This window comes from Streptomyces sp. NPDC127084 (assembly GCF_042724175.1).
GTDB lineage: Bacteria > Actinomycetota > Actinomycetes > Streptomycetales > Streptomycetaceae > Streptomyces.
Genome location: NZ_JBHXFA010000003.1, coordinates 98,291 through 110,765 on the forward strand (window position 1 = coordinate 98,291; position 12,475 = coordinate 110,765).

The 12,475-nt window shown below is 72.4% G+C and carries 7 protein-coding genes and 2 pseudogenes; 2 read left to right on the forward strand and 7 right to left on the reverse strand.

Features of this window, described 5'->3' with window-relative positions; genetic code table 11:
- The 7 genes from ACFWI9_RS01835 to ACFWI9_RS01865 all read right to left on the reverse strand — a co-directional run.
- Window positions 1-501, reverse strand: a 501-nt coding sequence (locus ACFWI9_RS01835) for an adenosylhomocysteinase (protein ID WP_387158289.1), incomplete at its 3' end; no start/stop codon positions are given.
- Window positions 458-2,980 (reverse strand): lantibiotic dehydratase, encoded by a 2,523-nt coding sequence (locus tag ACFWI9_RS01840; RefSeq protein WP_387158291.1) that lies wholly within the window; start codon window positions 2,978-2,980, stop codon window positions 458-460. The genes ACFWI9_RS01835 and ACFWI9_RS01840, both read right to left, overlap by 44 nt.
- 150 nt (window positions 2,981-3,130) lie before the next feature.
- The gene (locus ACFWI9_RS01845; RefSeq protein ID WP_387158293.1) at window positions 3,131-4,042 is read right to left on the reverse strand and encodes a PHP domain-containing protein; all 912 of its coding nucleotides are present in this window, start codon (window positions 4,040-4,042) and stop codon (window positions 3,131-3,133) included.
- Window positions 4,039-5,049 carry a radical SAM protein gene (locus tag ACFWI9_RS01850; protein ID WP_387158294.1) on the reverse strand — a complete coding sequence of 337 codons (1,011 nt, stop codon included), beginning with the start codon at window positions 5,047-5,049 and terminating at the stop codon, window positions 4,039-4,041. The genes ACFWI9_RS01845 and ACFWI9_RS01850 overlap by 4 nt, the downstream gene beginning before the upstream one ends.
- Before the next feature lies 1 nt (window position 5,050).
- A complete protein-coding gene (locus ACFWI9_RS01855) occupies window positions 5,051-6,700 on the reverse strand; it encodes an ABC transporter ATP-binding protein (RefSeq protein WP_387158296.1) in 1,650 nt (549 codons plus the stop codon).
- Complete coding sequence (locus ACFWI9_RS01860; RefSeq protein ID WP_387158298.1) at window positions 6,697-8,463, reverse strand: ABC transporter ATP-binding protein; 1,767 nt, start codon at window positions 8,461-8,463, stop codon at window positions 6,697-6,699. The genes ACFWI9_RS01855 and ACFWI9_RS01860 overlap by 4 nt, the downstream gene beginning before the upstream one ends.
- The gene (locus ACFWI9_RS01865) at window positions 8,460-10,889 is read right to left on the reverse strand and encodes a lantibiotic dehydratase (RefSeq protein ID WP_387158299.1); all 2,430 of its coding nucleotides are present in this window, start codon (window positions 10,887-10,889) and stop codon (window positions 8,460-8,462) included. The genes ACFWI9_RS01860 and ACFWI9_RS01865 overlap by 4 nt, the downstream gene beginning before the upstream one ends.
- Before the next feature lie 622 nt (window positions 10,890-11,511).
- Here ACFWI9_RS01865 and ACFWI9_RS01870 point away from each other — a divergent pair.
- Window positions 11,512-12,234, forward strand: a pseudogene (locus ACFWI9_RS01870) (IS3 family transposase); the annotation flags it as partial.
- Between the two features lie 49 nt (window positions 12,235-12,283).
- Window positions 12,284-12,475: pseudogene (locus ACFWI9_RS01875) on the forward strand (hypothetical protein); the annotation flags it as partial.

Genomic DNA, 12,475 nt, shown 5'->3' on the forward strand with positions numbered 1-12,475 from the left:
GCTCGTCGGCGCCGGCGTCGCGTGTTCTCCCCCCAGCGCGTCGCGGCGGGTGCGCCCGGGCCCGCCCCGCGCGCCCCCCCCCGGGCCGGGGGCGGCCCACCACCAGTACTCGTCGAGGGTCAGGTTCATCCAGGCGAACACGGGTATGCCGCACGGCTCCTCGGGCGTCCCCTCCCGGCCGACGACCACGGCCGCGGCCGCGTGGTCCATGGTGGACAGCACGTTGCAGGTGGCCCAGCGCACGTCCGCGCCCAGCTCCACCAGCGTCTCGATGAGGACGGCGGTCTCCACGGTCATGCCGAGCGAGCCCGCCACCCGCAGCCCGGCCAGCGGCTTGCTGTCGCGGTAGGCGCGCCGCATGGCCATCAGGCCGGGCATCTCGTGCTCGGCCAGCCGGATGGCGTGGCGCCCTTCCTCGGCCAGGGCGATGTCGGCGATGCGGTAGTCGAATGTCACGTCAGTTCTCCGGTTCGGCTGCGGCTCGGACGGTCGATACGGCACAGCGCAGCTCGGTGGTGAAGCTCCGTCCCTCCCGGCTCAGCCACAGCTGGTCGGGGGCGGGGAGCATCTCGCTGAACACCGCCGTGCCGCTCGCCCCGTGCGCGAGCCGGAACATCTGGCGTACGAGCAGGGGTGCGGTGAAGTCCACGTAGAGCGGTTTGGGCTCGGAGTCGAACTTCACGAAGACGTGGCGGGGCAGGCCGTGGCGGGCGCGCAGCTCCAGGGCTCCGTAGAACTCGGCGGCGTTGCCGCTGCGGCGGTTGCCGTCGGCCCCACTCCCCGTCAGTTCACCGACCGGGACACGCCACAGCTCGCGCTGCAGCACGACGCGGCCGGCGCGGATGCGGGGCACGTGGCCGTAAGTGTCGGCCTCCAGGACCAGACCGCCCAGTCGCCTGGGGAAGGCGAAGGGGGCCAGCGGGTCGAGGCGGATGGTGGGCCCGCCCGACGGCGGGGCGAGCAGCCGCAGCCGGCCCGGCACGCCCTCGGCGTGCAGGCTGAGCCGCCCGCCGCGCACCCGAAGGAACATCGTGGAGGGCTGGATCACCTCGTGCCGCGGCCGGCTGGAGCGGCCGAAGATCTCCACGTCGGCCATGTCGAGGCGGACGCGGGACGCCGTCTTGTCGGGGTGGCTGCGCGCGAGGTCGCACAGGGTCTCGTCGTCGTCCACCAGCTCCCGGTAGGCGGCCGTCACCTCCCCGGTGAAGTCCGGGTGCTCCTCGGCCATGAGCGGCGCGAAGCTGGAGTGGCTGAGCAGCTCACGGGTGCCGTGGCAGTCGCCGACCACGGACAGGAACTCGCCCCGGGCGAGCGCATCGGCGTCCCGGGCGGCCAGCATGACGTCGGGGTTGAGCAGGGCGGGAGGACCCTCGGGACAGCGGTCGAGGAAGGCGCGCAGCCGTCCGGCGTCCACCTCGACCTCGGCGACGGACCGGTCCGCGTGCCCGAGCAGCAGGTCGGCGAGGTCGGCGTCGAGCGCGGCGAGTTCCGCGTCGACCTTGTCGACCTCCTCCAGCAGCGCCGGCTTGTCGGCGAAGTAGGCGGCGTAGAAACGGTCGAGCGGGATGGTCCCGTGCTCGCCGAAACGTTGTGACGCCCACCGGCCGAGCAGTTCGCCCTCGCGCAGGATGCGCAGCCGCGGGATGGCCAGGGCCAGCGCGTACACGGGCGCGAGCTCCTGCTCGATGTGCTCGACCAGGTCCGCGCCCAGGCGCACCCGGCCCACCGGGGCGTGGCACTCCTCGTAGAACACGCTGCGGTCGGCGTAGTGCATGCCGGTGCCGCGGTGGGCCGTCGCCCCGGTCATGTCGACGTAGGAACCGCGCAGGGCGTCGATCGCGGCGGGCCGGTCGGCCGGCTCGGCCACCGAGACGGCCTCGAGATCCTCGATCAGCCGCTCGAGCGGAGCGCAGTCGCCCACCTGCTCGCGCAGGACGTGCAGCGGGTCGGTGACACCGACGGGCACCTCGAAACGGCAGACGACGAGTTCGCGTTCCACCAGCGAGGCGAGCGTCGCGTCCACCCCGTCGCCCAGTTCCGCGCGCAGCTTTGCCAGCGTGGTGCTGCCGTCGCAGCGGCGGAAGGTGGCGAGTTCGGCGTCCGTGAGACGCACCGGCGTGCGGGCGCGGAACTCCCAGTCGGCGGAGAAGCCGTCCTCGGTGGTGAATTCGTACAGGGTCACCACGCCGTCGCGTTCGAAGGCCCACGGGCGGCGGCGCGGCAGCACCTGACCGGCCAGCCGCGGATCGCGGCCGAGGGCGGCGGCCACCTTCTCGGCGGCCCAGTGGGTGAAGAACGTACGGCGGCGCAGCGGCGCCGTCTCCCAGGTCACCCCGCGCTCGCAGAGGTCGGCGCGGCCGACGCTGAGGGGCCCGAAGTGGGAGGCCGTCTCGTTCTTGGCGGTGACCCGCTGGAGGTAGCGCACTAGGAGGTCGGTCATCTTCCGCCCACGCGGCCCGCCCACCGAGTCGGCGCCGTCCAGCCAGTCGGCGAACAGCCGGTAGTTCGCCTCGTTGGACTGCAGCAGGGCGTCGCGCAGCAGAGCGTCGGTGCGGAAGGTCTCCCGGAGGATCTCCTTGGCGCGCAGCAGCCGCTCCTCGTAGTCCTCCTCCCACTGCCGCCAGCCCTCGGACAGCTCTGTGGCGGCCTGCTGGTACTCCGCGAGCACCGGCAGGTCGCCGGGGGCGAGCTTGTGGCGCAGGAGCGTCAGGTGGTGGTCGGCCAGCGGGCCCAGCGTGCCGAGGGCCGACGCCGCCGCCCCGTTGTCGCCGGGCCGGGCGGCCTTGATCAGTGCCTTCAGCAGTGGCGCCAGTTCCCGCAGCCGCTGTCTGGTCCGCGCCATCCGGTCGGCCGCCGCCACCGCGGCCGGCTCGCTGTACGGCTCCAGCATCTGGAAGCCGAACCCCGACTGCCGTAGCGCGAAGGCAGACATCAGCCGCCACGTCTCGGACGCCCGCCCTGCGGCGGCCTGTGCACTCATACGAGCTGTCCCCCTGTATCTCAATGGTGCTAGTGGTGCTAGTGGTGCTAGTGGTGCTAGTGGTGCTAGTGGTGCGAAGTGGTACGCAATAGTGCGGGTGTGGTGTGGATGGTGGGTGCGAGATGCCCGTACGGCGTTTTTGACGCCCGGTCAGCCGCGTGCTGCGTGCAGGCGGTCCACGAGCGCCATGGGGTCGGGCGCGGCCTCGGGCACCAGTCCGGGTGCCGGGGACCACGGCTTGAGCCGGCCGCCGTGGAAGTCGGAGCCCTGGCTGGGCAGAAGCCCGTGCGTGTCGCAGACCTTCAGGACCCTTTCGGTGACGTCCGGGTCGTGCCAGGTCGTCCAGGCCTCCAGGCCGGCCACGCCGAGGCGGCGCAGGTCGGCGAAGTCCGTGCCGGGCCCCTCCTGGACGCGGCCCGGGTGGGCAAGGACGGCGACGCCGCCGGCCGCGCGGATCCAGTCGGCCACCTCGGCCAGCTCGGGCCGCCACGGGTGCGGCACGTGCAGGGGGCGCCCGGCCCGGCACCACTCGGCGATGAACCGGTCGTGCCCTGCGCCCCGTTCGTAGCCGGCGAAGCGGGCATCGTCCCTGGCCGCGGTGAGGAACAGGTCGAGATAGTCGCCGAGGAACGCCACCCGGTCGGCGCCGAAGCGCCGGGTGACCGTATCCCAGGTGAGGTCCACGCCGAGCGCGGCGGCCTGCTCGAACCAGGTGCGCCACCACTCCACCTCGGCCCGGCGCACGCCGGTGACGCGTTCGTGGAAGGCGGTGTCCGCGAGGTCCACGAAGTAGGCCAGGCAGTGCACCTCCTGCCCGCCCCACCGGGCGGTGATCTCCACTCCGGGTACGACGGTCAGCCCGCCGGCCTCCGCGACCGTGCGGAACTCCTCGTGTCCGGCGACGGAGTCGTGGTCCGTGCAGGCCACGACCCTCAGTCCGGCCTCGACGCAGCGGCGGGCGAGCCCGGCCGGTGAGTCGTCGCCGTCCGACACCGAGCTGTGCAGGTGCAGGTCGACCGGGGTGTGCGCGGTGGCGACGGGGCGGTGCAGGACGATGCTCATCGCGGACCGGTTCCGGCGGGCAGCTCCAGCGTGTTGAAGCACACGCAGCGCTGGCACGTGGGGTCATTGGCCACGTCCAGTTCGGCGCGCCAGCGCACCGCCTCAGGGGAGTTGACGAGCGCCTCCAGGGAGCCTTCGGTGTGCAGATTGCCGTACGCCGGCTGGAAGAAGCACGGGCGTACGGTGCCGTCCACCTCGATGACGGCGGAGCCCCAGGGCATGTTGCAGCTCACGGTCGCGTACTCGGCCTTGCGGTGGAAGGCCTGGTAGTAGCGCAGGACGTAGGACTTCAGGTGCTCGGGCGACTCCTGGATCAGACCGCTCTCGAATGCGTCGGCGCACTCGGTGAACATGCGCTCCAGCTCGGCCTCCAGGTCGCCGAGCGCGTCGGCGGGCACCACCAGTTCGTTCTGCCGCTCGGCGTCCCAGCCGCCATCCCGGTTGAACGCCTCGCTGGTGACGTCGGCGGGGATGAAGCTGAAACGGTAGACACCGAGTTCCTGCGCGGTGCGCACGGTCTCGGCGAGGTGCTTGTAGTTGAAGCGGTGCACGGTGCACCGGGCGGCGACCCGTATGCCCGGGTCGAGCTCGCGCAGCGTGCCGAGTCCGCGGACCAGGTGGTCGTAGGCGCGCGGTACCCGGCGCACCCGGTCGTGGATCTCGGGCGGCCCGTCCAGGCTGACCAGGACGACGGCGTAGGTGTCGACGACCTGCTGGGCGTACTTTTTGAGCAGGATGCCGGTGGACAGCAGCACCAGCGGCATACCGCGTCGGCGCAGCGGCTCGGCCAGCGCGCTCAGGTCACGGTGCATCAGCGGTTCGCCACCGGTGAGGATGACCTCCTTCACGCCCATGGCCTCCCACTCCTCGGCCCAGCGCTCGACGTCCTCGGCGGCCAGCTCGCGGCGTGACCTGTCCTGCCAGATGTCGCAGGAGACGCACCGGTGGTTGCAGCCGGCGTGCGGCCAGATGAACAGTTCGGATATCTGCGAGATTAGATGGGGCACGTCACTCTCCTCGGTGTGTGGTGCTGAGCTCGGCGTCGTCGAGGTGCAGCACATGGGTGGCGGCGGCGCGCAGGTCGGCCCGGTCGGCGACGACCACGACGGTGCGGGTCCGTGCGACCTCGATCAGCTCGGTCGCCAGCAGCCGCGCCGTGCCGGCGTCGAGCGCGCTGAAGGGGTCGTCCAGCAGCAGCACGTCGGCGTGCGAGAGCAGGGCGCGGGACAGGGCCAGGCGCTGCTTCTGCCCGCCGGACAAGGTGGTGCCGTCGGCGCCGAGGCGGGTGTCCCAGCCGTCGGGCAGCATGTCGGCGAATTCGGTGACACCCGCCTGCTTGGCGGCGTCCCGGATCTCGTCCGGGCCGGCGTCCAGTCGCCCGAGGCCGATGTTGCGCTCCAGGCTCATGGAGAACAGCGAGTCGTGGTCGGCGACGAGCACCACGCTGCGGGCGAGTTCCTCCTGGCGCCACTGCCTGACGTCGGTGCCGGCGATGCGTACCACGCCGGCGTCGGGCCGCTCCGCTCCGGCCAGCAGCCGCAGCAGCGTCGACTTCCCGGACCCGACGGGACCGGTGACCACGGCGAGCGAGCACGGCGGAAGTTCCAGGGACAGCCCCGCCGGCAGGTGTCGGCCACCGTCCAGTACGACGTCCTCGACGAGGATCGCCGGAACCGTGCCGGGCGGGCAGAAGCCGCCCTCGGGGGCACGCCCGGGAAGGGAGGCGAGGCTCTCCCGGAGCCGGGAGGCGGCCGCGAAGCCGCCCGCCAGCGCCGGGAACGCCACGCCGCTGGAGAAGGTGGGCGCGCCGAGCAGCAGGAGCAGGCTGTGGTAGCCGACCATGTCGCCCGGCGTGAGCGTGCCGGCCCTGGCCAGCACCAGGGCATGTGCGAAGCCGATGCCCTGCACCACGCCGAGGAGCAGGAAGAGCGGTGCCCGCCGCTCCGCGCGCCCCTGTCCGACCGCGGCGTCCCGGTGGGCGACGGCCGCCTCCTGCAGCCGGTGCCACACGGCGTCGGGCCCGCCCGCGTCCCGGACCGCCTCGATGTTGTCCAGCGCCTCGGTGACCCGCTCGGTGAAACTCGCGGACCTGTCGCGCGCCCCGCGCGCCGCCCGGCCGATGGCCCCCAGCTGCAGGGCCGAGACCCAGGCGAACCCGGCCGCGTACAGCAGCGGCGCCAGCACGAGCTGCGGCGACCACAGGGCCGCGCAGCCGAGGACGACCGCCACGAACGCGCTCGTCGCCAGGGCCAGGTCCACCCCGGGCGTGATCATGTACCGCACGGCGCGTACGTCGCTGATCAGCGCGGCGAGCCGGCCGCCGTGCTCTTGGGGGCGGCCCTCCCGCAGCACCCGGGTCACCAGCTCCGCGCGCAGCTCGCGTTCGGCAAAGGTGCCCAGGCGGATGCTCGCCACCTGACGGACGTACACCATGCCGGCCCGGATCACCTGGCTGGCCAGCAGCAGCACGGCCAGGACCAGCAAGGGGCGCGTGTCCACCCCGGTGCGCAGGGCGTCGTCGAGGGCCCGCCCGGTGGCCCATGAACCCACCACCGCCAGCAGCGCGTTGCCGATGCCGCCCGCGGCGACGAACAGCACGGTGCCGCGGGAACGGCGCAGCCGGGCGGCCAGCCAGCGGACGCTGCCGATGTCGCTCACGCGGCACCCCCGCCGGAGTTGCCGCCGGGAGCCGAGGCGTAGGCGAAATCCTGGTGCAGTGCGCTGTAGTCGCCGCCGCGGGAGAGCAGTTCGGCGTGACTGCCCGTCTCCACGATGCGGCCGTCCCTGAGGACAGCGATCCGGTCGATGCTGCGGACCGTGTTCAGCCGATGCGCGATCATGACGCAGGTGACTCCCCTCAGCAGGTTGCGCAGCGCGGCCTGCAGGTGCTCGTCCGTCGCCGCGTCGACGTTGGCGGTCGGCTCGTCCAGCAGGACCAGGTAGGGCTTCTTCGCCAGCGCCCGCAGCAGGCAGATGATCTGGCACTCGCCGCGCGAGAGCAGTTCACCGCGCGGCCCGACCGGGGTGCGCAGCCCCTCGGGAAAGGCGGCGAGCCAGTTGGTGAGCCCGGCGTCGCCCACCAGCCGGGCCAGCTCCGCGTCGGTCCGCCCGGGCGCGCCCAGGCGCAGGTTGTCGGCGATGGTGCCGTCGAACAGCTGCGGGTGCTGGGAGACGTAGGCCACGCCCCGCCGCAGCTCCGCCTCCGGCACGGCGGCCAGCGGCCTGCCGTCGAGCAGCATCTCGCCGCCGGACGGCGAGTGCAGCCGGGCCAGCGCCTTCAGCAGGCTCGACTTGCCCGAGCCCGACGGCCCGACCAGGCCCAGGTGGCAACCGGCCGGCACGTCCAGGTCGATGCCGCGCAGCGCCTGGTTGCCCGAGGGGTAGCTGAGGGTGAGGCCGCTCACCTGCAGGGCCCCGGCGGGCGGCCGGGGCACGGCGGTCTCCGGCTGCTCCGGGACGCGGGCGTCGATCAGCTCCAGTACGCGGTCCGCCGCGGCGAGCGCCGCCTGCGCCTGGCCGTCGAGGGCACCGGTGGAGCCGAGCAGCCAGGCAACGCGGTCGGTGGCCAGGACGAACAGGTACCAGGAGGCGACGGTGAGCGCCCCGTCGTCGACCATGAGCCCGCCGGCGAACACCAGCACCGCCATGATCGCGCCGCTGATGACGGAGAGCGCCGGCTGCAGCAGGGCCGCGAAGACATCGGCGCGGCGATTGGCCGCGAACAGCCGGTCGTTGTGCTCCTTGGCCGCCTCGATCAGCGGTTCCCCGCAGCCGAAGGCGCGCACGGTGGCCAGGCCCGCGGTGCTCTCGGCGACCGACGCCGTCAGCTCGGCCGTCACCGCCGCCGCCTTCTTGGCGCGTACGCGGGTGACCTGGCCGAAACGCCGCGTGGTCACCGCGATGAGCAGGCTGCCGACCAGGGTGGCCAGGGTGAGCCGCCACTCCAGGAAGAACATCAGCGGCACCAGCAGCACCACGACGACGAGTTGCTGCAGCAGTTCGAGGAGATTGAAGGTGGCCTCCCCGAACGACTCCAGGTCGTTGGTGACCCGGCTGGTGACCGAGGCACGGCCGTTGCGGTCGTAGAACTCCAGGTTCTGGCCCAGCGCGGAGCGCAGCGCGTCCAGCCGCATCCGCAGGACGACGTCGGCGACCAGGCGCCGGGTGAGGTACGCCCGCAGCCGGTTCAGCGCCCAGACCACCACCCCGCTGACGATCACCCCGGCGGCGAGCGCGGCGCCCTGCGCGGCGGACCGCAGGCCCAGCTCGGGACCCTGGGCGATGAGGATCGGGGCGGCCGCGCTGACCAGCGCCATGGCGAGCGCGACGGTCAGCGGCCGGGCGAGGCGGCCACGGTCCTGCCTGATGTAGCCGACCACCCGCCGGCTCGTGCCCTGCACAGCCCCTTCTCCCGCGCTCATGCCGACTCCGCCGGGGAGAACAGGGCGCAGCGCAGCTCCGCGGTGTGTCCGCGGCCGTCGAGGTCCAGCCAGAGCTGGTCGGGGCCCGGCAGCATCTCGCTCAGCTCCACGGACCCGCTCGCACCGCGTGCCGCGCGGCACACCTCGCGGGCCAGCAGCGGGGAATCGAGGTCGAGGTAGAGCGGTTTCGGCTCGCCGGGCACCTTCGCGAACACATGCCGGGGCAGGCCAAGTCGCTCGCGCAGCCCCTGCAGGGCGTGGAAGTCGGCGGCGTCGGCATCGCCGCGCCCGGCGAAGGGCCTCGTCCCCCGCAACGCCTCGACGGGCACCCGCCAGCTCGCGCGGCGCAGCACGATCCGGCCGCAGCGGATGCGGGGCACGTGATCGTGGTTGCGCGAGCGCAGGGTGACACCTCCGTAGTGGCGCGGGAAGCCGAGCGGCGCGAGCGGGTCCTGACGCAGGCTCTGCCCGCCGGCCGGAACCGACAGCGGACGCAGGCGCCGGTCCACACCGTCCGCGCGCAGCTCGACCCGTCCGTCGCGGACGACGACGTAGAGCTGCTCCGGCCGGAGCACCTGGTCGCGGGGCTTGCCCGAGCGGCCGGTGATCTCCACGTCCGGGACGGGGAGCAGCAGCTGGGCGCCGGTCTTGTTGGGGTGGGAGCGCACCAGGTCGCAGAGGATCTCCTCGGGTCCCACCAGGTCCGCGTACGCCTCGTGCACCAGGCGTGCCAGGTCGGGCTCCTTCTCGGCGAGCAGCGGCGCGTAGCTGGAGTGGCAGAGCAGCTCGCGCACCGCGTGGCACTCGCCCAACACGGCGAGGAAGCGGCCCTCGGCGATGTCAGCGGCGCTGCGGGCAGCCAGCAGCACGTCCGGATTGCACACCACCGCGGGGTCGTCCGGGCGGCGCGCGGCCAGCTCGACCAGCCGCTCGAGGGGCACCTCGATCTCCGTGGCGCCCGCGGACGTTCCGCTCAGCAGCGCGTCGGTGACGGCGTCGTCCCAGGCGGCCACCTCGGCGTCGACGTCGGCGCAGCGGGCGACGAGCTGGTCCCGGTCGGTGAAGAAGCCCGTGTAGAAGGCGGACAGCGGCACCCGGGTGTCCGTGCCGAAGCGTGCGGCCGCCCATTCGGCGAGGATCTGCCGTTCGCGGCGGACCCTGAGCCGCGCACCGGCCAGGACGAGGTCGAGTACGGGCGCCAGTTCCTCACCGAGCAGCCGGCCCACATCGGGACCGGCCCTCAGGGCGTCGACGCGGCTGTGGCACTCCTCGTAGAAGATCGCGCGGTCCGCGTAGTGGCGTCCGGCGTTGCGGTTCGCCTCGGCGCCCGTGAGCGCCGTGAACTCCTGCCGGGCGGCGGCCAGGGCGGCGGGCCGCAACGCGGGAGCGGCCGCCTGGAATTCGGCCAGGCGCCGCTCCAGCGACCGGATCGCCTCGTGCGCCTGGTCGGCGGCGGGCGAGTGGCCGGCCGGGGGCAGGGCCGTGTGCAGTGCGGTGAGCGGTTCGGCGGTGCCGACCGGTATCTCGAACCGGTCGACGATCCAGTCCTTGGCGGCGAGGTCCGCGAGCACCGCGTCCAGCCCGCCGTCCTCGGTGCCGTACGGCCATTCCCGGCGCAGGGCGCGAAGGCTCCGCTCGCCGTCGCACCCATCCAGCAGCCAGGCCTGCGCGGGCGTCACGTCCGTGTCGGCCACCCGCTCGAAGCGCCAGTCGGCCAGGAAACCGGTGGTGGTCGTGGGGGCGTAGACCTGGACGTGCCCCTCGTGATGGAAGACCAGGGGGCGTCTGCGGGGACGTATGAGCTCGCGCAGTTCGGGGCGGGCGCTCAGCGTGCGGGCGACGGTCTCGGCGGCCCAGTGCGCGCAGTGGACGCGTCGCTGCGGGGCTCCGGCTTCCCGCCAGCGCATGCCGTTCGCCGCAGACGAGAGCCGGCCGGTGGCGACGGGGCCGAAATGCGAGGTTGTCTCGTTCTTGGTGGCGACCCGCTGCAGGTAGCGCACGAGCAGGTCGGCCGTCCTGCGGTCGGTCCTGCCGAACCGCTGCACGTCCTGGTCGAGCCAGGCCGCGAAGCGGGGGAAGTGGCTGTCGTTGGACAGCAGGAGCACCTCGCGCAGGGCCTCGTCGTCGCGGAAGGCCGCGGCCACCTGTCGTCGGCCGGCGTCCAGGCGGGCCTTGTGGTCCTCCTCGAACCGCTGCCAGCGCCCGGTCAGTTCGGACAGGGCACGGTGGTAGTCCTCGGCGTGCGCGACGGTGTCCGGCAAGCTGCCGAGCATGCCGATGCGCGGGCCGAGGGCGGTCAGTTCGGCGGAGCCGTGCAGCTTCTGCCGCAGGGCGTCCGCCGCCTCCTGAGCACGGCGCAGTGCCTCGCCCAATGCGGCGGTCTCCGCAAGAACGCCGGGTGCTGCGAGGGGCGCGAGCACGTCCACGGGAAAACCGGCATGGCGAAGAGCAAAGATGGGAAGCAGATTCCACCTGTTCCCGGGCAGGCGTGAGCGGCCCGCGTAATGCACTGGCATGCAAATCCCCCGTAAAGCCTGTCAACGCGCGCCGCGCGCCTGTCCGGGTCGATCAACAGAGCGCCCCGATCCGGACAGCATTGATGATCAAGCATTGGGAAGTCGCGGTTGCCTGTCAACCAGCTTTAATCTCAAGCATGTTGACCCCACATCACATGCCTCACCCGGTTTTGACCCCCTTTCAGGGGCGAGATCCAGCCATGCTTTACCGTGGGTTGGGATTCTCCCGTGGCCGGTACAGGCCGGCTGCCGACTGCTCTGGCATGCGCTCCTGCGGCAGTGTGACATCGAGCACACGTTCCGGCTCTTCAAGCAGACACTCGGGGGGTTACCGCGGACGGCGCCGACGCCGGCGGCGGCGACGAAACCGGGACTGCGTGCTCGGCGAGTGCAGGAGTCGGCGGGACTGGGGCCCGTGTCGTCACCACACTGCCTCCTGCCGCCACACCGACTACCTACACCTTGGACATCCCTCCCTGGACCATCAAGATCCATTGTCAGGGTGTCCACTCCAAAGGCTCAGCCTCACGTGGTGGGACGCAAGTCTCCGTATCCGGAGGAGTTCAGGAAGGACGCGGTCGCGCTCTACCGTGCCGCGGCCGGGAAGCGGACGTACGCGGCAGTGGCCGCGGATCTCGGCATCACAGCGGAGTCGCTGCGGACGTGGGTGCGCAAAGACGGGAAACCGCGCCGACTTCGGCGTCAAGCGGATCTGCCGGGTGCTCGGTGTGTCCCGCGCTGGCTACTACCGGCACCTGGCCACCGGGCAGGCCCGCGCCGAGCGCCAGGCCGAGGAGAAACAGACCGTGAGCGAGATCCGCGCCATCCACGCCGAGCACGACGGCGCCTATGGAGCCCCGCGCGTCCATGCCGAGCTGCGTGCGAGGGGACGACGGATCAACCGCAAACGCGTGACCCGGCTGATGCGGGTCCACCACATCGTCGGCCGGCACCTGCGGAAGAAGAAGCGGACGACGATCGCGGACAGGACCGCGCCGCCCGTGCCGGACCTGGTGATGCGCGACTTCACCGCGGACACCCTGAACACCAGGTGGTGCGGCGACATCACCTACGTCGCCGTCGGCACGACCTGGCTCTACCTTGCCACGGTGATCGACATCTGCTCGCGGCGCGTGGTGGGCTGGTCGGCGACCATATGCGGACCGAACTGGTCGTCGACGCGATCGAGATGGCAGCGGCGACCCGCGGCGGCCACGTCGACGGAGTGATCTTCCACGCGGACAGGGGATCGCAGGGCGGATTCAATCGGTCGTCGCAATACCTTCATTTCGGAGGTGTTCAAGATCGCTACGGAGGACTGGAGCAGGAAGACCGGCGATGCGCCTGAGGGATTTCGGCGGCAGTGGCGTGCTGATCGGGCGCTGAGGCCGGCGATGCGCGCGCCTGGCCGGCCTGATCCGTCGCGGGTGGTGCAGCGGCAATTTTGGCGGCTGATCGCCACGGGCGTCACGACGGCTGAGGCATCGCTGGTGGTC